General features: G+C 71.9%; 20 protein-coding genes. 14 read left to right on the top strand and 6 right to left on the bottom strand.

The window, feature by feature from the left end; genetic code table 11:
* Positions 1–3: 3 nt before the first annotated feature.
* Positions 4–1,110 carry an acyltransferase family protein gene (locus FHT26_RS18890; protein WP_168561644.1) on the bottom strand — a complete coding sequence of 369 codons (1,107 nt, stop codon included), beginning with the start codon at positions 1,108–1,110 and terminating at the stop codon, positions 4–6.
* 103 nt (positions 1,111–1,213) lie between these two features.
* Here FHT26_RS18890 and FHT26_RS18885 point away from each other — a divergent pair, with 103 nt between their 5' ends.
* The 7 genes from FHT26_RS18885 (at position 1,214) to FHT26_RS18855 (ending at position 9,099) form a co-directional block, all read left to right on the top strand.
* A complete protein-coding gene (locus tag FHT26_RS18885) occupies positions 1,214–2,251 on the top strand; it encodes an SPFH domain-containing protein (protein WP_168561643.1) in 1,038 nt (345 codons plus the stop codon).
* Between the two features lie 91 nt (positions 2,252–2,342).
* Entirely contained in the window at positions 2,343–3,923 is a 1,581-nt protein-coding gene (locus tag FHT26_RS18880) for a DUF4178 domain-containing protein (RefSeq protein ID WP_168561642.1), read from the top strand.
* 49 nt (positions 3,924–3,972) lie between these two features.
* Complete coding sequence (locus FHT26_RS18875; protein WP_056804825.1) at positions 3,973–4,194, top strand: DUF350 domain-containing protein; 222 nt, start codon at positions 3,973–3,975, stop codon at positions 4,192–4,194.
* 21 nt (positions 4,195–4,215) lie between these two features.
* Positions 4,216–5,856: a polyamine aminopropyltransferase gene (locus FHT26_RS18870; protein ID WP_168561641.1), complete on the top strand. Its 1,641-nt coding sequence runs from the start codon at positions 4,216–4,218 to the stop codon at positions 5,854–5,856.
* The gene (locus FHT26_RS18865) at positions 5,853–7,484 is read left to right on the top strand and encodes an FAD-dependent oxidoreductase (protein ID WP_168561640.1); all 1,632 of its coding nucleotides are present in this window, start codon (positions 5,853–5,855) and stop codon (positions 7,482–7,484) included. Before FHT26_RS18870 ends, FHT26_RS18865 begins: the two co-directional genes overlap by 4 nt.
* Before the next feature lie 3 nt (positions 7,485–7,487).
* Positions 7,488–7,718 (top strand): hypothetical protein, encoded by a 231-nt coding sequence (locus FHT26_RS18860; RefSeq protein WP_168561639.1) that lies wholly within the window; start codon positions 7,488–7,490, stop codon positions 7,716–7,718.
* Complete coding sequence (locus FHT26_RS18855) at positions 7,654–9,099, top strand: M48 family metalloprotease (RefSeq protein WP_168561638.1); 1,446 nt, start codon at positions 7,654–7,656, stop codon at positions 9,097–9,099. Before FHT26_RS18860 ends, FHT26_RS18855 begins: the two co-directional genes overlap by 65 nt.
* Here the strand turns inward: FHT26_RS18855 and FHT26_RS18850 are convergent.
* The 5 genes from FHT26_RS18850 to FHT26_RS18830 are packed head-to-tail and all read right to left on the bottom strand — an operon-like array spanning position 9,085 to position 13,765.
* Positions 9,085–9,501: an LIC_13387 family protein gene (locus FHT26_RS18850; protein WP_168561637.1), complete on the bottom strand. Its 417-nt coding sequence runs from the start codon at positions 9,499–9,501 to the stop codon at positions 9,085–9,087. The genes FHT26_RS18855 and FHT26_RS18850 overlap by 15 nt on opposite strands.
* A 44-nt stretch (positions 9,502–9,545) precedes the next feature.
* The gene (locus tag FHT26_RS18845; RefSeq protein WP_168561636.1) at positions 9,546–10,535 is read right to left on the bottom strand and encodes an ABC transporter ATP-binding protein; all 990 of its coding nucleotides are present in this window, start codon (positions 10,533–10,535) and stop codon (positions 9,546–9,548) included.
* Positions 10,535–11,374: an ABC transporter permease gene (locus FHT26_RS18840; protein WP_168561753.1), complete on the bottom strand. Its 840-nt coding sequence runs from the start codon at positions 11,372–11,374 to the stop codon at positions 10,535–10,537. Before FHT26_RS18840 ends, FHT26_RS18845 begins: the two co-directional genes overlap by 1 nt.
* An 8-nt stretch (positions 11,375–11,382) precedes the next feature.
* Positions 11,383–12,333, bottom strand: a complete 951-nt coding sequence (locus FHT26_RS18835) for an ABC transporter permease subunit (RefSeq protein ID WP_168561752.1) — start codon at positions 12,331–12,333, stop codon at positions 11,383–11,385.
* Between the two features lie 10 nt (positions 12,334–12,343).
* The gene (locus tag FHT26_RS18830) at positions 12,344–13,765 is read right to left on the bottom strand and encodes an FAD-binding oxidoreductase (protein ID WP_168561635.1); all 1,422 of its coding nucleotides are present in this window, start codon (positions 13,763–13,765) and stop codon (positions 12,344–12,346) included.
* Positions 13,766–13,872: 107 nt separating this feature from the next.
* Here FHT26_RS18830 and FHT26_RS18825 point away from each other — a divergent pair, with 107 nt between their 5' ends.
* From FHT26_RS18825 to FHT26_RS18795, 7 genes are read left to right on the top strand one after another with little or no spacing between them, the layout of a single operon-like run.
* The gene (locus FHT26_RS18825; RefSeq protein WP_168561634.1) at positions 13,873–14,586 is read left to right on the top strand and encodes an RDD family protein; all 714 of its coding nucleotides are present in this window, start codon (positions 13,873–13,875) and stop codon (positions 14,584–14,586) included.
* The gene (locus tag FHT26_RS18820) at positions 14,583–15,659 is read left to right on the top strand and encodes a stage II sporulation protein M (protein ID WP_168561633.1); all 1,077 of its coding nucleotides are present in this window, start codon (positions 14,583–14,585) and stop codon (positions 15,657–15,659) included. Before FHT26_RS18825 ends, FHT26_RS18820 begins: the two co-directional genes overlap by 4 nt.
* Positions 15,649–16,374, top strand: a complete 726-nt coding sequence (locus tag FHT26_RS18815; protein ID WP_168561632.1) for a hypothetical protein — start codon at positions 15,649–15,651, stop codon at positions 16,372–16,374. The genes FHT26_RS18820 and FHT26_RS18815 overlap by 11 nt, the downstream gene beginning before the upstream one ends.
* Positions 16,364–17,170 (top strand): DUF4129 domain-containing protein, encoded by an 807-nt coding sequence (locus tag FHT26_RS18810; protein WP_349238174.1) that lies wholly within the window; start codon positions 16,364–16,366, stop codon positions 17,168–17,170. Before FHT26_RS18815 ends, FHT26_RS18810 begins: the two co-directional genes overlap by 11 nt.
* On the top strand, positions 17,167–18,510 hold the full coding sequence (locus tag FHT26_RS18805) for a DUF4350 domain-containing protein (protein WP_168561631.1): 1,344 nt from the start codon (positions 17,167–17,169) through the stop codon (positions 18,508–18,510). Before FHT26_RS18810 ends, FHT26_RS18805 begins: the two co-directional genes overlap by 4 nt.
* Positions 18,511–18,519: 9 nt before the next feature.
* Positions 18,520–19,512 (top strand): AAA family ATPase, encoded by a 993-nt coding sequence (locus FHT26_RS18800; protein ID WP_168561630.1) that lies wholly within the window; start codon positions 18,520–18,522, stop codon positions 19,510–19,512.
* Between the two features lie 23 nt (positions 19,513–19,535).
* On the top strand, positions 19,536–20,894 hold the full coding sequence (locus tag FHT26_RS18795) for a DUF58 domain-containing protein (RefSeq protein WP_168561629.1): 1,359 nt from the start codon (positions 19,536–19,538) through the stop codon (positions 20,892–20,894).
* The last annotated feature ends 108 nt before the right edge of the window (positions 20,895–21,002 follow it).

Here is a 21,002-nt window from a genome sequence, read left to right as displayed (position 1 = left end):
GGTTCAACTGCCGACCAGCGAACGGCTCCACTGCGGCACCAGGCGCCGCGAACTCGTCGCCACCGCGCACGGCAGCAGCACCGCGGCCGCGAACAGCGCGGCCAGCCCGGCGACGCTGACCTCCGGCGTGCGCCAGTGCCACAGCCAGCTGGCGAAGAAGATCACGTACAGGTGCAGGAAGTAGATGGTGAAGCTGACGTCGGCCAGGTAGTCGAGCACCGTCAGCCGCAGGTGGCGCCAGCGCCAGGCCAGGCCGCACAGCAGCGGCAACAGCAGCAGCTTCTGCACGAAGCTCCAGTCGATCGCCCCCTGGCCGTGGAACTCGAACGGCTGCGTGAAGGTGTACTTGCCGTGGTGCCCCGACAGCATCAGGTGCCCGACGAACACCGCGCCGAATGCTGCCGCGAACCAGGTGAAGTGCCGCTCGATCACCGCCAGCGTCGCCTGGCGGTACTGCCTGCACCACATGCCCAGCAGGTAGACCGGCAGGAAGTACAGCGCGAGCGCCAGGTCGTGGTCGTGCGCATAGCTCGGCCGGTGCATCAGGATCGACACCGGCACCAGCAGGCACAGCAGCGCATAGCGCAGCGGCTGGCGCGCCACCCACAGCATCAGCGGCGACACCAGGTAGTAGACCGTGACGACCGGGATGAACCACAGCGCGTAGTTGACGTGCGCGCCGGGGTAGAGCAAGAGGTACAGGATCTTCGCCGGCACCGAGAGCTCGTGCAGCCCCGGCGCGGCGAAGGCCAGGCTGCCGTGGCGCAGTTCGAGCGCAACCGCCGGGATCGACGCCACCAGGAACGGCAGGATCACATGGCGCAGCTTGCCGAGCAGGTAGCGCGGGTACGAGAACCGGCCGCTGCCGTGCATGAACAGGTAGCCGGAAATGAACACGAACAGCACCGTCGAGTTGTCGAGCAGGTCGGCGAGTGCGCCCTGCAGCTGCGGGTGGGCGCTCCATTGGAAAAAATAGACGCAGTGCGTCGCGACGATCAGCAGGATCGCAACGCCGCGCAGCCGGTGGATGTCGCCGAGGAAGCGCGCGGGTTCGGCGACGGCGTCCTGGGGAATGTCGTCGCGGGAAGAGTCGTTCGAGAGGACGGACATGCGCGGCGGCTCACCGGAAAGGGGGAGTGACGGGATGTCCCGTCGGCGTATTATTCGCCGCACTCCGCTTCCGGAGCGTGTCGTTTTCCAGGAGCTTCGCGCCATGGGCCTGATGGATTTCATCAAGAAACAGTTCATCGACATCCTCGAGTGGACCGAGTCCGGCGATGGCATGCTGGCCTGGCGCTACCCGATGGCCGACAACGAGATCCAGTATGGCGGCTCGCTGACCGTGCGCGAATCGCAGATGGCGGTGTTCGTCAACGAGGGCAAGGTCGCCGACGTGTTCGGCCCCGGCACCTACAAGCTGACGACGCAGACGCTGCCGGTGCTGACCTACCTGAAGAACTGGGACAAGCTGTTCCAGAGCCCGTTCAAGAGCGACGTCTACTTCTTCAGCACCCGCCAGCAGATCGACCAGCGCTGGGGCACGACCCAGCCGGTCACGATCCGCGACAAGGACTTCGGCGCGGTGCGCCTGCGCGGCTTCGGCAACTACAGCTACCGCATCGCCGACCCGAAGCTGTTCCACACCGAGGTCTCCGGCACCCGCGCCAGCTACACCACCGCCGAGCTCGACGGCCAGCTGCGCGCGCTGATGCTGCAGCACATCTCCGACGCGGTCGCGTCCAGCGGCATCGCGTTCCTCGACCTCGCGGCCAACCAGGTCGAGTTCGCGAAGGCGCTGCAGGAAGCGACGCAGCCGTCGTTCAACAAGCTCGGGCTGCTGCTCGAAAGCGTCACGCTGCAGAACATCTCGCTGCCCGAGGAGCTGCAGAAGATCCTCGACCAGAAGATCGGCATGGGCATGGTCGGCAACGACATGGGCAAGTTCATGCAGTACCAGACCGCGCAGTCGCTGCCGAAGTTCGCCGAAGGCGGCGGCGGTGGCGGCGGCATCGCCGGCGATGCGATGGGCCTGGGCGCCGGGGTCGCGCTCGGCCAGGTGCTGGCGCAGCAGCTCGGCCAGGGTCTGCAGCAGCCGGCCGCGGCGCCGGTCGCGGCCGCCGCGGCCGCGGCGATCCGCCCCGACGAGGTGATGGCCACGCTCGAGAAACTGGGCGACCTGAAGGCCAAGGGCATCCTGACGCAGGACGAGTTCGACGCGAAGAAGGCCGAGCTGCTGAAGAAGCTGGTCTAGAAGATGACGGCCCCCACGTCGCTGCGCCCCTGCCCCCCGTCGTGGGGGCCGTCAGCCGCGTTGAGGCGGCTCGGCGCCGGCTGACCACTTCTTGGCGACCGAACCCAGCCCCCAGCGCGTCTACCGCGCGGCCTGCCCGAATTGCGGGGCCGAGGTCGAGTTCCGCTCGGCCGCGTCGGCCTTCGCGGTCTGCAGCTTCTGCCGCAGCACCATCGTGCGCGACGGCGATGCGCTGCGCAAGATCGGCGAGAGCGCCGAGCTGTTCGACGACCATTCGCCGCTGCAGCTCGGTGCCAGCGGGCGCATGCAGGGCGCCGCCTTCACGCTGGTCGGCCGGCTGCAGTACCGCTATGCCGAGGGCACCTGGAACGAGTGGCATGCGCTGTTCGACAACGGCCGCAGCGGCTGGCTGTCGGAAGACAACGGCCGCTACGTGCTGGCCTTCGACCAGCCGCTGCAGGCCCCGGCGCCCGATCCGACCAGCCTGCGGCCGGGCCAGCAGCAGATCGTCAACGGCCAGCCGTGGTCGGTGGCGTCGGTCTCGGCCGCGAAGCTGATCGCGGCGCAGGGCGAGTTGCCGGTCAAGCCCAACACCGAACGCGGCTTCGTCGTCAGCGACCTGCGCAGCACGCGCGACGAGGTCGGCACGCTGGCCTACGCCGACCCGGCGGCGCCGAAGTGGTCGGTCGGCCGCTCGGTCGCGATCAGCGAACTCGCGATGACCGGCCTGGCCGAGCCGGCGGAAAAGACGCTGAAGGCCCGCAGCATCGAATGCCCGAACTGCGGCACCTCGCTCGAGGTGAAGCTCGCGACGACGCAATCCATCGTCTGCCACCAGTGCCATTCGGTGGTCGACGTGTCGCAGGGCGTCGGCGGCGACCTGGCGCATTACGCGCAGCAGAACGGCAGCGAGCCGCAGATCCCGCTCGGCAGCGTCGGCACGCTGGCGCTCGGCAAGGCGCCGCTGCCGTGGCAGGTGGTCGGCTACGTCGAGCGCTGCGAGCTTGCGGACGGCTCGGAGGACTCCGATGGCGAGCAGACCTTCTGGCGCGAGTACCTGCTGTACCACCGCAGCGAGGGCTTCGCGTTCCTGGTCGACGCGGAAGACGGCTGGAGCTGGACCGCGCCGATCACCGGCGTGCCGCAGCTGCGCGGCGACAGCGCGGTCTACCAGGGCGCGACCTACCGCAAGCTCTACACCTACACCGGGCAGGTCACCTACGTGCTCGGCGAGTTCTACTGGCAGCTCGCGCGCGAGCAGCGCACGCTCAACACCGACTACCAGTCCGGCAGCAAGCGGCTGAACCGCGAGCAGACCGGCGACGAGATCGTCTGGTCGGCCGGCGACGCGATGAGCGCCGCCGACATCCTGAAGGCCTTCCGGCTCGGCGACGACCGGCGCGCGGCGCTGCAGCGCGATGCGCTGCCGTCGTCCGGTTCGGGTGGGCTGCTGGCGAAGATCTTCCTCGCGATGTTCGTGATCGCCGTGCTGCTGATGCTGTTCCGCTGCGGCGGCAGCAGCAGTTCGTCGAACTGCGACGGGCTGCGCACGACCTACGGCGAGAATTCGCAGGAATACGTCAGCTGCCTGAACAGCAACCGCAGCGGCAGCGGTTTCCGCACCGGCGGCGGCTCGTTCGGCGGCTTCTCGAGCGGCGGCGGCCACAAGTGAGTCCCGGCATGCGGGACCCTTTCACATCGACACACAGGAGGCTCTCATGATGGGAATCGAATGGATGAAGCCCGGCATCTTCGTCGGCTCCATCCTGTTTGCACTGATCGGCGTGCTGGTGTTCTGGATCAGCTTCGTGATCGTCGACAAGATCACGCCCTATGACCTGTGGGCCGAGATCGTCGAGAAGAAGAACGTCGCGCTGGCCATCGTGGTCGGCGCGATGTGCATCGCAATCGGGATGATCGTGTCGGCCGCGATCCACGGCTAGAGACCGACAACCCCTCGTCCGATGAGTACATCGTCCGATCCCCCGGGGGGATCCGGGCCGGCCGGGCCACGAAGGGGCTCCTCCGTAGCCCATGGCGGCCCGGCGCTCGGCCCGGAGCGTCCAACAGGCATCGTGTCAGGCATCCGCCCGGCCGAGGTGGCGCTGCTCGCGTCCGTCTTCGTCGTCGCCGCCTGCGGGCTGGTCTACGAGCTCGCGGCCGGCACGCTGGCGAGCTACCTGCTGGGCGATTCGATCCTGCAGTTCTCGACCATCATCGGCAGCTACCTGTTCGCGATGGGCATCGGCTCGTACCTGTCGCGCTTCTTCGAGCGGCAGATCATCGCGCACTTCCTGCGCATCGAGCTGCTGGTCGGGCTGGTCGGCGGGCTGATGCCGCTCGCGCTGTTCGCGCTGCAGACGCTGGCCGCGCCGTCGTTCCGCTTCGCGCTGTACGCGCTGGTGCTGCTGGTGGGCACGCTGGTGGGATTGGAGATCCCACTGGTGATGCGCATCCTGAAGCGGCACTTCCGCGAACGGTACGCGCTGAAGGACCTGGTGTCGCAGGTGCTGACCTTCGACTACCTCGGCGCGCTGGTCGTCGCGATCGCGTTCCCGCTGCTGTTCGTGCCGCAGCTCGGGCTGATCCGCACCGGCGCGTTCTTCGGGCTGCTGAACGCCGCGGTCGCGGTGTGGGCGCTGTGGCTGTTCAAGGGCGAGCTGCGGCGCTGGGGCCTGCATGCCCTCGCCTGCGGCGGCGTCGTCGCGGCGCTGCTCGCGGCCTTTGCCGGCGCCGAGCGCGTCAGCAGCTGGGCCGAGGACCGTTTCTACGCCGACCGCATCGTCTACAGCGCGAGCAGCGCCTACCAGCGCATCGTCGTCACCGCCAGCAGCGTCGGCGTGCGGCTGTTCCTGAACGGCAACCTGCAGTTCCATTCGCGCGACGAGTACCGCTACCACGAGGCGCTGGTGCACCCGGCGATGGCCGGCCACGGCGCGCCGCGCCAGGTGCTGGTGCTGGGCGGCGGCGACGGCATGGCGGTGCGCGAGATCCTGAAATACCCCGGCGTCGAGCAGGTCACGCTGGTCGAGCTCGACCCGCACATGACGACGCTGTTCGCGCAGTCGCCGCTGCTTCGCGCGCTGAACGCCGATTCGCTGCAGTCGCCGAAGCTGCGCATCGTCAACGCCGATGCATTTGCGTGGCTCGAACAGAACCCGGGGTCGTTCGACGTGATCGTCATCGACTTCCCCGACCCGACCAATTTCTCGATCGGCAAGCTCTACACCAGCGGCTTCTACCGGCTGGTCGAGCAGCACCTGAACGCGAGCGGCTATGCGGTGGTGCAGACCACCTCGCCGCTGATCGCGCGCAAGAGCTTCTGGACGGTGGCGACCACGCTGGAAGCCGCCGGGCTGCAGGTGACGCCGTACCACGCGCACGTGCCGAGCTTCGGCGAATGGGGCTTCATCCTTGCGAGCCGCCGGCCGTACCGGATGCCGACGCAGCTGCCCGACGGGCTGCGCTTCATCAGCCTCGGCGGGCTGCCGGCGCTGTTCGATTTCCCGATCGACATGGCGCGCGTGCCGACCGAGGTGAACCGGTTGTCGAACCAGGTGCTGGTGCAGACCTTCGAAGACGAATGGGGCAAGGTGCACCAATGAAACGGCGCAGCGTGCTGGCCGGAGCTTCGGCGCTGCCGATCGTCGGCCTCGGCGGCTGCGGGCCGGCGCGCCCGGCGGCCTACGGCGGCGAATGGATCGGCGCGCAGCACGAGCGCGGCCACCGGCTGCGCGACGGCGGCCGCACGCTCGGCGAGCCGACGGTGCACAAGCGCGCGGCGGTGATCATCGTCGGCGCCGGCATCGCCGGGCTGTCGTGCGCGCGCAAGCTGGCCCAGGCCGGCATCGACGACGTGCAGGTGTTCGACCTGGAAGATGCCGCCGGCGGCAACAGCCGCGCGCACCGCATGGGCGGCATGGCCTGCCCGCTCGGTGCGCACTACCTGCCGGTGCCGGGCGACGACGCGGTCGAGCTGGTGGGCCTGCTCGATTCGCTGGGCTTGCGCCGCACCGAGGGCGGCCGCACGGTGTGGGACGAGCGCCACCTGTGCCACAGCCCGCAGGAGCGGCTCTTCATCGACGGCCACTGGCACGACGGCCTGCTGCCGCCGCTGGCGGCCTTGCCTGCGTCGCAGCGCGACGCGACGCTCGCGCAATACCGCCGCTTCGCCCGACTGGTGTCGACGGCCGGACCGGCCGGCAGCTTCGCGCTGCCGACCGCGCGCGCCGCCTGGACGCCGGCGCTGCAGGCGCTCGATGGCATCACGTTCGCGCGGTGGCTGGACGACCAGGGCATCACCGCGCCGCCGTTGCGCTGGTACCTCGACTACTGCTGCCGCGACGACTACGGCGCCGGCGCCGCGCAGGTGTCGGCCTGGGCCGGGCTGCACTATTTCGCGAGCCGGCACGGCTTCCATGCGCCGGGCGACGACGCGCCACGCGACGACGGCGTGCTGACCTGGCCCGAGGGCAACGCCTGGCTGTCGCAGCGGCTGGCGGCGCCGCTGACCGGTCGCCTGCACGACGGCCGTGTCGCGCTGGCGCTCGACGAAGGCCGGCACGAGGTGACGCTGGACCTGTGGAACGCGAAGACGCAGCGCGCCGAGCGCTGGATCGCGGCGCAGGCGGTGCTCGCGACGCCGCTGTTCATCTCGACCCGCGTGTTGCGCACGCCGCCGGCGGCCCTGCAGCCGGCGGTGGCCGCGATGCGGTACGCGCCATGGCTGGTCGCGAACCTGCAGCTGTCGGACGCGCTGGACGACCGGCCCGGCGCCCCGCCGTCATGGGACAACGTGCTGTACGGCAGTCCCACGCTCGGCTACGTCGACGCGATGCACCAGGCGACGCGGCCCTACCCCGGCCCGACGGTGCTGACGGCCTACTGGGCGCTGGGCGGCGACAACGAGGCGCAGCTGCTCGCGCAGCGCAGACGGCTGCTCGACCAGCCGTGGCAGGCCTGGTCGCAGGCAGTGGTGCAGACACTGGTCGACGCGCACCCCGACCTGCCCGACAAGCTGGCGCGCATCGACCTGATGCGCTACGGGCATGCGATGAGCATCCCGCTGCCGGGGGTTCGCGGCAGCGCCGCGCTGGCGGCACTGGCCTCGGGCCGCGGCCGCGTGCAGTTCGCGCATGCCGACCTGTCGGGCTACTCGGTGTTCGAAGAGGCGTTCTTTCGCGGGAACGAGGCGGCGCGGCGGGTTGCCGCGCGCTTCACGTTGGGGGGCTGAGGCATGGAATCGTCGGGCGCGTTGGAAGTCGCGGGCATCGAGCGGGTCGACCGGTCGCAGCGGGCGGTACTGACGATGCTCGCCCTGGCCGGCGTGGTCGGCTTCGAACTGGCACTGATGCTGCCGTGGATGCTCGCCCTCGGGCTCGGCGCGCACGAAGCAGGTGCTGGTGCTGGGCATCCCGCTGCTCGCGTGCCTGCCGCCACCGGCGGCACAGGCCGTCATCGCCCATGAACTCGGCCACTTCTCCCACCGCCACGGCCGCCTGGGCCATTGGCTGTACCGGGCGCGCAACGGGTGGCTGTGGTTCGCCGGGCAGGCCCGCCTGGACGATTCGATCCTGGACCGGGCGGCCGCGCGCTTCGCAGCCTGGTTCGGCCCGTGGATGGCACACAGGAGCTTTGCCTACGCGCGGGCCTGCGAGTACGAGGCCGATGCATTCGCCGCCGGCGTCGTCACAAGCGAGGTCATGGCCGCAGCGCTGGCCGCGGTGGAAGCCCGCGGCCTGGTCCATCGACGTTTCATGGCGGAAGGGGTCGACGCCTTGCGGGCACGGTTGGCCGAACCGCCCGCCGACATCCTGGCGCGCATCATGAGGGAGCAGCAGGCGCTCGACCTGGCGCTGGCCACGTTGCCGCAGCGCGAGACCCGCGATGAGGCCGACGCGAGCGACACGCATCCGCCATCGGGGCGGCGGATCGCGGCCTTGCACGTCACGCCGGCAGCCGCCTTGGCCACCGCCGCGACCTGGGGCGGTCCGCCGGCAGGCGAGAGCTGGTTGCTGGGATGGGCTGCCATCGTGCGGCAGCACGATGACGCATTCGTCGCGACCCATCGGCGCGAGTGGCGCGACGAGCACCTGCGGCTGCATGCGCAAGGGCGTCGGTTGCAGGCGCTGCAAGACGCAGACGAGGTCAGCGAAGAGCGCGCCTGGCTCGCATGGCGGGTGGGCACTGCGGCCGAAGCGCGGGCGACGGCGCAGGCAGTCCTGGACACCACACCGGGCTCGGCGCTGGCGCTGCATGTGCGGGGCGTCGCACGGCTGTCGCTCGGCGACGCCGGGGGCCGTGCCGATCTCGAGGCCTGCCTGCGCGCCGACAAGGCGTGGATCGCGCCGTGCCGCGCGGCACTCGCCGCGATGCCGGACTCCGGCATCGAGCCCCGGGAACGGGAGCGGAATGCCGTGCTGCTGGACCGGGCGATGACACGGCGCCGCGCCACGGTGCAGGCCCTGCTGCAGGAGTTCAGGTCGGGCCGGGTCGACGAGGCGCCACTGGACGCCACGTCGCGCAGCATCCTGGCCGCGGCTCTCGCAGAAGGCGGCATCGTCGCGCAAGCGTGGGTGGTGGGCCGCAGCGGCCATCAGGTCGACGCATGCACGCACGATGCGGTGCTGTTGTTGCTGCGCGTCGACCCGTCGAGCTTGCAGGCCGGGGGGATGGACGAGGATGACGTGGTGGCCTGGAGCCAGGGCCTGCTGCAGAGGGTGCTGCAGCCGCAGGTGCTGCGCGGCGTCTGGAGCGCCTACACCACCGAGCCGCTGGCACCGGCGCTGGAGACGGCGCTGCAGTCTTCGCTGGCGTCCGGCAGCGGGCTGCGGCTAGTACCCCAATGACATCGTGAGGGCGCCGGCGACGAAGCAGCTCGTCGCGATCGCCGTCGCGGCCAGCGGGATCCTGAACCAGTAGCGCAGCGCGAGCACGACGTAAGCAGCGCTCGCGATGCCGGCCAGCCACACGAAGGTCGGCGACTGACGCAGCACGTCCATGTGCCGCGCAGCGAGCATCAGGTAGACCAGCGAGAACAGCATCGCGCCGAGGCTGTGGCTGGCGTTGAAGCCGATCCAGGCCTTCCACATCGTCGTGTCGCGCGTCAGGCGCGGCGAGCTCGAGCGCATCGCGCGGGCGACAGTGGCATCGCGCGGATCGAAGTTCGTGCCGAAGAAGGTGTACGCCAGGTGCAGCACGCCGAGCACGCCGTAGATCGCGGCCCCCGCGAGGATCAGGATTTGGGACATGCGGGATTGTCGGGTTGCGGGCTGTGCACGAGATGCAAGCGTGGTTACCGGCTGTCCGGCGTGTGAGCAGATGTCAGCCGGATGCACCGCGCCGCTCGATCCGCGCCGACGCCGACCGGCGCCGGCATGCCGGCCCGGCAGGCATCGACCACCCATCCGCAGCGGTCGGCGAACGGGCAGCCCGCCGGCCAGTCGCCGAGCGCCGGCACGCGGCCCGGGATGGTCGCCAGCCGCGCGCCGCGCGTGGCACCGAGCCGCGGCCGTGCGCCGACCAGCCCGCGGGTGTACGGATGCGCCGGCGCGGCCAGCACCTGCGCGCCGGGGCCCTCCTCGACCACCGTGCCGCCGTACATCACCATCACCCGCTCGACGCTGCGCGCCATCAGGTCGAGGTCGTGCGAGATCAGCAGCAGCGCCATGCCGCTGTCGGTCACCAGCGTGCCGATCAACGCGAGGATCTCGCGCTGCAGCGTCGCGTCGAGCGCGGTCGTCGGCTCGTCGGCGATCAGCAGCTCCGGCCCGCAGGCCAGCGCCGCCGCGATCATCACGCGCTGCCGTTGCCCGCCCGACAGCTGGTGCGGGCGCGCATCGAGACGCTGCGCGGCTTGCGGCAGCTGCACGCGGTCGAGCAGGCGCAGCGCTTCGGCGCGGGCGCTGCGCGCATCGAGCCCGCGGTGGATCCGCAGCGGCTGCGACACCGTGCGCCACAGCGGCTGCAGCGGATCGAGCGCCGTCATCGGCTCCTGGAACACCATCGCGATGCGCCGGCCGCGCAGGCGGCACATCGCCGCGTCGTCCAGGCCGACCAGCTCCTGCCCGTCGAAGCGGATGCTGCCGCTCGCACGCGCCGCATCGGGCAGCAGGCCCATCAGCGCCAGCGCGGTCATCGACTTGCCGCAGCCGCTCTCGCCGATCAGCCCGAGCGTGCGGCCGCGTGCCAGGTCGAGGTCGATGCCGCGCACCGCGTCCACCGGCCCGCGCGCCGACGGCAGGCTGACGCGCAGGCCGCGCACCTGGAGCAGCGGTCCGGCCATCAGCGCTCCCGCACCAGCCGCGGGTCGAGCAGGTCGCGCAGCCCGTCGCCCACCAGGTTGAGCCCGAGCACCGCGAGCGCGATCGCGACGCCCGGGTACAGCGCGAGCTGCGGCGCCTGGAACATCATCTCCTGCGCCTCGTTCAGCATGCGGCCCCAGCTCGGCTGCGGCGGCCGCACGCCGAGGCCGAGGTAGCTCAGCGCCGCCTCGGCAAGGATCGCGACCGCGAACTGGATCGTCGCCTGCACGATCAGCGGCGCCGCGATGTTCGGCAGCACATGGTCGACGGTGACCTGCCAGCGGCCGCGGCCGCAGGCGCGCGCGGCCAGCACGAAATCGCGCGACCAGACCGCACCGGCCGCCGAGCGGCTGATGCGCGCGAACACCGCGGTGTTGAAGACCGCGATCGCCGCCACCGCGGTGGCGGCCCCCGGCCCGGCCAGCGCGGCCAGCATCAGCGCGCTCAGCAGCGCCGGGAACGCGAAGCCGAAATCGGCGACGCGCATCAGCAGCGCGTCGAGCCAGCCGCGGCGTGCCGCGCCGAGCACGCCGATCGCGGTGCCGAGCAGCGCGCCCAGCCCGACCGCCGCGACGCCCACCAGCAGCGAGGTGCGCGCGCCGACGATCAGCAGCGACGCGATGTCGCGCCCCAGGCTGTCGGTGCCCAGCCAGTGCGCGGCCGACGGCAGCAGCAGCCGGTTCGGCACGTCGATCTCGGTCGGCGGGTACGGTGTCCACGCGAGCGACAGCAGCACCGCGGCGAGCCACAGCCCGACCAGCCCGCAGCCGGCGACGAAGCTCGGGTGGCGGCGCATCGCCGTCGTCATCGCCGAGCCCATCGCCTCGCTCACCGGTGCACCGCCTTCAGCCGCGGGTCGACGGCGACCAGCAGCAGGTCGACCGCGAAGTTGATCGCGATCACCGCGCCGGCGAACAGCATCACGACGTTCTGCACCACCGCGAGGTCGCGGTTCGCGATCGCCTGGAACACCAGCAGCCCGAGGCCCGGCAGCGCGAACACCTTCTCGACGACGATCGCGCCGGTCAGCAGGTTGGCGAACTGCAGCCCCATCACCGTCAGCACCGGCACCAGCGCGTTGCGCAGCACATGGCGCCACAGCACCGCGCGCCGGCCCAGGCCTTGCGCGCGGGCGCTGCGCACGAAGTCCTCGCGCATCACCTCGAGCACCGCGCTGCGCGTCACGCGCGCGAGGATCGCCACCTGCACCGCGGCCAGCGCAATGGCCGGCAGCAGCAGCGAGCGCAGCGCGGCGGCCGGGTCGTCCTGCCAGCCGTCGAAGCCGCCAGCCGGGAACCACTGCAGCCCCACCGCGAACACCCCGATCAGCAGGATCGCGAGCCAGAAGTTGGGCACCGCCATGCCGAGCTGGCTGAGGGCCATCACGCCGGCATCGCCCAGCCGGCGGTGCCGCGACGCGGCGAACACGCCGAGCGCGAGTGCGAACACCACCGTGAGGGCCATCGCGATCAGCGCGAGCGGCACGGTGACGAGCAGCCGCTCGGCCAGCAGCTCGGCGATCGGCGCGTCGTAGGCGACGCTGCGACCCAGGTCGCCGCTCGCGAGGCCGCGCAGCCAGCGGCCGTAGCGCACCAGGGGCGGCTGGTCGAGCCCGAGCTGCTGCGCGAGCGCCGCTGCGGCCTCCGGCGTCGCGCCGGTCTCCAGCCGCACGTCGACCGCGCTGCCCGGCAGCAGTGCGAGCACCGCGAAGATCAACGCCGAGGCCGCCAGCAGCGTGGCGACGAACGCGGCGCCGCGTCGGATCAGGAACACGCCGATGGCCGCGGCCTCACAGCGAAAAAATCTTGCCGGGGTTCATGATGTTCTTCGGGTCGAGCGCGCGCTTGACGCTGCGCATCATGTCGACCGCGCCGGCACCGGCCTCGCTGACCAGGAAGCCCATCTTGTGCAGCCCGATGCCGTGCTCGCCGGTGCAGGTGCCGTCGAGCCGCAGCGCGCGCTGCACCAGCTGCAGGTTCAGCCGCTCGGCGGTCTCGCGCTCTTCCGGCTTGTCGGGGTCGATCAGGTACGCGAGGTGGAAGTTGCCGTCGCCGACGTGGCCGACGATGTAGTACATCAGCCCCGAGGCCTCGACCTCGGCGACGCTGTCGTTGATGCACTCGGCCAGCCGCGAGATCGGCACGCAGGTGTCGGTGGTCACGGTGCGGCTGCCGGGCTTCATCTGCAGCCCGGCAAAGTACGCGCGGTGGCGCGCGGTCCACAGCTTCGTGCGCTCTTCCGGCGTGGTCGCCCACTGGAAGCCTTCGCCGCCGAATTCGCTGGCGATCTCCTGCACCGTCGCGGCCTGCTCGGCCACGCTCGCCTCGCTGCCGTGGAATTCCATCAGCAGCAGCGGCGATTCGGGCAGCGTCAGCTTGTCGTGCCGGTTCACCGCGCGCACCGCGTTGGCATCGAGCAGCTCGCAGCGGGCGATCGGCACGCCCATCTGGATCAGCTGGATGGTGGTGCGCACCGCGGCATCGATGCCGGGGAAGCTGCAGGTCGCGGCCGAGATCGCCTCGGGCAGCGGGTACAGCTTCAGCGTGATCTCGGTCATCACGCCGAGCGTGCCTTCGCTGCCGACCATCAGCCGCGTCAGGTCGTAGCCGGCCGACGACTTGCGCGCCCGCGTGCCGGTGTGGATCACCTCGCCCTGCGGCGTGACGACGGTGAGTGCCAGCACGTTGTCGCGCATCGTGCCGTAGCGCACGGCGTTGGTGCCGCTCGCGCGGGTGGCGCTCATGCCGCCGAGCGTGGCGTCGGCGCCGGGGTCGATCGGGAAGAACAGGCCGGCATGGCGGACTTCGGTGTTCAGCTGCATGCGGGTGACGCCGGCCTGCACGGTGACGGTCAGGTCCTCGGGGCGCACCGAGAGGATGCGGTTCATGCGCGTCAGGTCGATGCTGACGCCGCCCTGCACCGCGAGCAGGTGGCCTTCGAGCGACGAGCCGGCACCGTACGGGATCACCGGCACGGCATGCCGGTCGGCCAGCTTCACGACCTCGGCGACGTCGTCGGTGCTCTCGCAGTACACCACCACCTCGGGCGGCGGCACGTCGAACGGCGATTCGTCGCGGCCGTGCTGCTCGCGCACCGCAAGTGCGGTGGAGCAGCGCTCGCCGAAGCGGGCCTTCAGCGCCTCGACCATCTCGGCAGGAACCGGCCGCGGATCGAGTTGCGGCAGCAGGTGGGCGGGAATGGGTGCATTCATGGCGGGAGCCTCCGGCAACGGACTGCCGATTCTGCACCGCGCGCCGGGCCCGCGCCGCAGCGCGCGCGCTGACCCTAGAATCTGCGACCTCACCACCGAACGCTTCCGTGTCCCTGGATACGCTGACCACCGCCGAGACACCGGAAGGCATCGCGCTGTCGCTGAGACCGGCCGGGCTGGTGCCGCGCGTGCTGGCGTTCGCCGCCGATTTCGGCATCCGCATCGTGCTGTTCCTGGTGCTGTCGGCGCTGCTCGCGCTCGGCGGCGGCCTGGGCGCCGGGCTGCAGCTGATGGTCTATTTCCTGCTCGAATGGTTCTACCCGGTGGCGTTCGAGCTGGCGCTGGCCGGCGCCACGCCGGGCAAGCGCATGCTGGGGCTGCGGGTGGTGATGGACTCCGGCCTGCCGGTGACGCCGGCCGCATCGATCATCCGCAACCTGCTGCGCGCGGCCGACTTCATGCCGCTGCTCTACGGCTTCGGCGTGCTGGCGATGCTGTGGCGGCCGGATTTCAAGCGCCTGGGCGACATGGCCGCCGGCACGCTGGTGGTGCATGCCGGCCGCGTCGAGCTGCACGGCGCGCTGCCCGACGCACCGCCGCGTGCGCCGGCACGGCCGCTCGCGCTGCGCGAGCAGGCCGCGATCGTCAACTGGGCGATGCGCGGCGCGCGGCTCACGCCGGCCCGCTTCGACGAGCTGGCCACCCTCGCCCGCTCGGCGACCGATGCCGACGGGGCTGCGGCCACGCCGGCCGATGCGACGCAGCGCCTGCTCGGCGTCGCGCACTGGCTGCTCGGCCACCGCGGGGATGCCGCCCGATGACGCCGCTGCAGTTCGAGGCCGCGTATGCGCCGCTGTGGGACGAGTTGCAGGCGCTGCTGGAGCGGGCGGAGGGCTCGCGGCCGCGGAAAAAATCCGACAGGGCCGACCCGTCCGGCGGCAGGAAGGCGCGCCAGGAGCGCAGCAAGGCCCGGCCCGCGGCCGTCGACGGCGCCCGCCTCAGCGTGCTGTACCGCCGCGCCTGCGAGCACCTCGCGCTGGCGCAGGCCCGTGCGTACCCGATCGGCCTGACGCAGCGCCTCGAACAGCTGACGCACCGCGCGCACCAGCTGATCTACCGCCGCCACGAACCCGGCTTCGGCATCGGGCGGCTGCGCCGGCTGCTGCTGGTCGACATCCCGCAGAGCGTTCGCGCGCACCGCGGCTACCTGCTCGTGGCCACGCTGCTGTTCGTGCTGCCGACGCTGCTGGTCGGCTGGGCCTGCTGGCGCGACCCGGGCTTCGTGCTGCACCTGATGAGCGCCGACCAGGTGCGCAACTTCGACCAGATGTACGGCCCCGGCGCCGAGCCGATCGGCAAGCCGCGCAGCGCCGAGACCGACTGGCAGATGTTCGGCTACTACATCCAGCACAACATCGGCATCGGCTTCCAGTGCTTCGCGGCCGGGCTGTTCGGCGGCATCGGCAGCGCCTTCTTCCTGGTCTTCAACGGGCTGCAGGGCGGCGCGGTCGGCGGCTACCTGACGGCCCGCGGCCACGGCACCAGCTTCTATTCGTTCATCGTCACCCACTCGGCCTTCGAGCTGACGGCCATCGTGATGTCCGGCGCGGCCGGGCTGCGCCTCGGCCATGCGCTGCTCGCACCGGGCCGGCGCACCCGGCTCGAGGCGCTGCGCCATGCGTCGTCGCATGCCATCGTCGTGATGTACGGCGTGATCGCGTTCCTGCTGATCGCCGCCGCGGTCGAGGCCTTCTGGTCGTCGGCCCGCTGGGTCGCGCCGCAGGTCAAGTACGGTGTCGGCGCGGCCTGCTGGGCGCTGGTGATCGCCTACCTGGGCTGGCAGGGGCGGCCGCGCCGCGCGCTCATGGCGGACGAGGACTCGCATGCAGGTTGATGCGATCGCCGTCGAGCTGCGCCCGCGCCCGATGCACGAGGCCGGCGACCTGGGCGTGCGGCTGGTGCAGGCCCATGCGCGCTCGGTGTGGATGACCTGCACGCCGGTGTTCGCCGTGGTGTTCCTGCTCGCGCTGTCCAGCGTCGAGATCGCGAGCTGGCTGCCGAGCGTGCTGATCTTCTGGTTCAAGCCGTGGATGGACCGCAGCGTGCTGTTCGTGCTGTCGCGCGCGGCCTTCGGCCAGTCGACCCGCTTCGCCGACCTGTGGCGCGCGCAGCGCGAGGTCTGGTGGGGGCAATGGTTCGGCAGCCTGACGTGGCGGCGGCTGTCGCCGTGGCGTTCGTACACGCAGCCGATCTACCAGCTCGAAGGCCAGCGCGGCAAGGCGCGGCGCCAGCGGCGCGCACTGATGCTGCGCACGCAGCGTGGGGCGGCAAGCTTGATGCACCTGGCCTTTGCGCATGCCGAGGCCTTCCTCGGCATCGGGCTGATGGCGTTCATCGCGCTGCTGCTGCCCGAGGGGCTGCGCAGCCAGGCCTGGGACTGGTTCACCGGCGGCAGCCTGTCGGCCTCGTTCGCGACCGCCAGCGGCTATGCGCTGGTGGTGCTGATGCTGGAGCCGTTCTACGTCGGCGCCGGGTTCGCGATGTACCTGAACCGCCGCGTGCAGCTCGAGGCCTGGGACATCGAGCAGGAGTTCCGCCGTGCGTTCTAGCGCTGCCTGGTGGCTGGCGGTGGCGCTGCTGGGCGCCGGTGCGCGGGCGCAAGAGGCGCCCGACATGGTGGCTTCAGCGGCATCGGCAGCGTCGGCACCCGAGGCCGTCGCGGGCCGCCCGTCGCGGGACCAGATCGAAACCGAGGTCGCGGCGCTGCGCGCCGATCCGCGCTTCGGCGGCACGCAGAAGCAGAAGACCTGGCGCTTCAAGGCGCGTGAATCGGAAGCGAAGAAGCCCGAGAAGCCGGGCGAGATCCCGCCTTGGTTCAAGTGGCTGCGCGAGTTCGCCGGCTGGGCCACCGCGGCCGGGCGGCTGGTGGTGTGGGCGATCGGCGCGGTGCTGGTCGCGGTGCTGGTGGTCGGGCTGCGCTACTGGATCCGCGAGCGCGCCGGTGCGCTGCCACAGCGCGCGCCGCCGCTGCCCAGCCATGTGCGCGATCTCGACATCCGCCCCGAGAGCCTGCCCGATCGCATCGGCCCGGCCGCCGCCGCGCTGTGGCAGCGCGGCGAGCAGCGGGCCGCGCTGTCGCTGCTGTACCGCGGCGCGTTGTCGCGGCTGGTGCATGCGCATGCGCTGCCGATCCGCGCGGGCAGCACCGAGGGCGAGTGCGTCGCGCTGGCGCGCGCGCGGCTGCGCGCCGAGCCGGCCGAGTACCTGGCGCGGCTGGTGGGCGCGTGGCAGCTTGCGGTCTACGGCGCCCGGCTGCCGTCGACCGAGGTCGTGCTCGCGCTGTGCGATGAATTCGACGCGCGGCTGCAGGCGCCGGCCACCGCGGTCGGGACGGAGGCCGCATGAAGCTGCTGACCAGCGACAACCTGCTGCGCGCCGGCATCGCCGCGCTGCTGGTCGGCGGCCTGCTGTGGCTGGCCTCGTGCACCGAATGGGTCGAGGTCGACGTGCCGAAGCCGCCGTCGCCCGAGGCCGCGAAGAACGACCTGCTCGCGCTCGAAGACCTGGCGCGCCGGCTCGGCGCGAGCGTCGAGCGGCCGACCGAGCTGCCGCAGGTGCTGCCGGCCGGCAGCACCGTCTACTTCGCCGCGTGGCAACGCGGCATCGTCCCCGGCCGCGGCGAGCGCTTGCGCGCGTGGGTGGCCGATGGCGGTCACCTGGTGCTGCAGGCGACCGACCTCCACGAGGCCGAGCTCAGCAGCTGGCTGCCGGTGCACACCGTCAAGCCGGTGGCGCCGGCACCGAAGCGCGCGGCCTCCGGTGCGCAGGCGCACGACGACGAAGAGGGCGACGAAGACACGGACGAGGACGAAGCGGCCGAGCCGCCGCCTGCCCCGGTGGCGCAGGCGTCGCGTCCCGCCGCCGGGGGCAAGCCGGACGTCGACCGCCTGCTGAAGCAACTGCGCGAGGGCCCGCCGTGCCGCTCGGTGGCGGAGCCGGAGTCGGTGGCGCCTGCCTATCCGCCCGCGCGCCGCTTCATGAGCTGCGCTCACCCGCCGTGGCCGCGCGTGCGGGCCACGGTGCCGGCGACCTGGCAGCTCGACGCCGACACCGGCATCGAGCTGCTGCGCGTGCCGCACGGCCGCGGCAGCGTCACCGTGCTGGCCGGCTGGGACCTGCGCGGCAACCGCGCGCTGACACGCGGCGACAACGGGCTGATCGCCGCGGCCGCGCTGCAGCTGCACCGCGGGCAGCGGCTGTGGATCGTCGAAGAGGAATCGCGGGCGTCGCTGGCCGGCTGGCTCTGGCAGGCCGGCGCCGCGGCGCTGCTGTTGTCGGGCCTCGCACTGCTGCTGGCCTGGTGGCGGGCCGCGCCGCGCTTTGGCCCGCTGACGGTGCCGACGCCGCCGGGCCGGCGCTCGATGGTCGAGCAGGTCACCGGCACCGCGCGCTTCCTGTGGCGCCACGGCCCGCTCGCGCTGCACACGGCGCAGGTGCGCGCGCTCGACGAGACCGCGCGGCGGCACGTGATGCGCTACGACGAGCTCGAACGCGGCACACGCGCGTCGGCGATCGCGAAGCTGACCGGGCTGGACGCCGCGGCGCTCGGACTCGCGCTCGACCGCAGCATCCCGCGCCGCCGCATCGACCTGCCGCCCGTGCTCGAGCTGTTGGAAACCGCACGCCGCCGGCTGGGGCAGGCCCCGGCCGGGCGCACCCCGCCTACCTCGCACACCGTTTCCTGAGGACTGTCCATGCAGATCAAACCCACCGACCTGACCCGCGCCGCCGAACTGCTGAACGAACTGCGCGCCGAGGTCGGCAAGGCCGTCGTCGGCCAGCAGCAGGCGGTCGACCAGTGCCTGGTCGCGCTGATGGCCAGCGGCCACGTGCTGATCGAGGGCGTGCCCGGCCTCGGCAAGACGCTGCTCGCGCGCACGCTGGCCAAGTCGCTGTCGCTCGGCTACGCCCGCGTGCAGTTCACGCCCGACCTGATGCCGTCGGACATCACCGGCCATGCGGTGCTGGAGGCGCGCGGCGAGGCCGGCGCACCGGTCGGCGCGCTGCGCGTGCACCGTGGGCCGGTGTTCACCAACCTGCTGCTGGCCGACGAGATCAACCGCGCGCCGGCCAAGACACAGAGCTCGCTGCTGGAGGTGATGCAGGAGTACCAGGTGACGATCGAGGGGCAGACGCTGCCGCTGGACAAGCCTTTCATGGTGCTCGCGACGCAGAACCCGGTCGACACCGAAGGCACCTACCCGCTGCCCGAGGCGCAGCTCGACCGCTTCCTGTTCAAGATCGACGTCGGCTACCCGTCGCAGGACGAGGAGGCCGCGATCGTGCGCCGCACCACCGAGCAGCTGGCCGGCGACCAGTTCCCGCTCGATGCGATCGCGCCGCGGCTGGACGAGCGCTCGGTGCTGGCGCTGCAGCGCCTGGTGTCGTTCATCCGCGTCGACGACAAGGTGCTCGACTACGCGGTGCGGCTGGCGCGAGCGACGCGCGTGTGGCCGGGCCTGTCGGCCGGCGCCGGGCCGCGCGGCGCGATCGCGCTGGTGCGCGCGGCACGCGCGACCGCGATGATGCAGGCGCGCGATTTCGTGACGCCCGACGACGTGAAGCAGCATGCGCTGCCGGCGCTGCGCCACCGCGTGATGCTGGCGCCCGATGCGCAGCTCGAAGGCCGTGCGCTCGGCGAGCTGCTGGCCGCGATGGTCGACAGCGTGGCGGCACCGCGTCTTTGAGTCGCTTCTGTGAGCCGCCGCTGATGCACCTGCGCCTGATCCCCAGCCGGGCCGCCGTCGCGGTGGTGGGCGCCGCCGCGCTCGCGAGCGCGGTGGCGCTGCTGGCCGGCGTGCCGGCGGGCTGGGTCTCGGCCGCGGCCGGTGCCTGCGCGGCCGGGGGGCTGCTGTGGGCGCTGGTCGACCTGTGGCACACGCGGCGCAGCTGGGCCCGCGCGCCGCTGCGGCTGGAGCGGCGGCTGCCGCAGGCGCTGGCGCTCGGCGTGCCGCGCGAGCTGGTGCTGAACGTCGTCAACCCGGCGACGCTCGGCTGGCGCGGCACGGTGTTCGACGAACCCGACGGCACGCTGGATTTCGACGGCCTGCCCCGCGCGTTCAGGCTGCCGGCGCGCCGGCGCATCGAGCTGCGCTACCGCGTGACGCCGCGCCGGCGCGGCCCGGTGCGCTTCGGCTGCACGCAGCTGCGGCTGCGTTCGCGCGGCGGCAGCTTCGAATGGCTGCAGGTGCTGGGCGAGCCGCAGGCGCTGCACGTGTACCCGAACTTCGCGGCGGTCGCGCGCTATGCGTGGCTGGCCGGCGACCGGCGGCTGTCGCAGATCGGCATCAAGACCTATGCGCAGCGCGGCGAGGGCACCGACTTCAAGCAGCTCGCCGACTACCAGAGCGGCGACCCGGTGCGCCACATCGACTGGAAGGCGACGCTGCGCCACAACCGGCCGATCGTGCGGCAGTTCCAGGACGAGCGCGACCAGTGCGTGCTGTTCCTGCTCGATTGCGGGCGGCGCATGCGGGCCGACGAAGGCGCGCAGAGCGCCGACGGCGGCCACTTCGACCAGGCGCTGAACGCGCTGATGCTGCTGACCCACGTCGCGCTGAAGGAAGGCGACGAGGTCGGCGCGCTGACCTTCGGCCATGCGCCGGGGCAGCAGCGCCGCTTCGCGCCGCGCAAGGGCGTGGTGACGCTGAACGCGATGATGGCGCGGCTGTACGACATCGAGCCCGGCACCGACCATTCCGACTACCTCGAGGCGGCGCGCGACGTGATGAAGCTGCAGCGCAAGCGCGCGCTCGTCATCATGCTGACCAACTTCCGCGATGAAGACGCGGCCGAGCTGGCGCCGGCGCTGAAGCTGATGCGCACGCGCCACCTGGTGCTGGTGGCCAGCCTGCGCGAGCGCGTGCTGCGCGAGATCGCCGGGCAGCCGCTGGGCATGGCCGAGCAGGCGGTCGAGGTGGCCGGCGCGCACTGGTTCGAGCAGGCGCGGCGCGATGCCTTCCGGCGCGTGACCGGGCAGGACGCGCTGTCGGTCGACGTGGAGCCGCGCGACCTGCCGGTGGCGCTGGTGAACCGCTACCACGCGGTGAAGCGCTCGCGGCTGCTGTAGCGCCGGTCGGTCGGCGCCGCACCCCCGCCGGGGTGCTAGGCGCGGCATGGCCGCTCCGCTACGATGGCCGCGCCGGCCCCCGGCTGGACCTACAACACCACATCATCC

This window comes from Rhizobacter sp. SG703 (assembly GCF_012275445.1).
Taxonomy (GTDB): domain Bacteria; phylum Pseudomonadota; class Gammaproteobacteria; order Burkholderiales; family Burkholderiaceae_C; genus Rhizobacter.
This window is presented reverse-complemented; position numbering and strand designations above follow the sequence as displayed.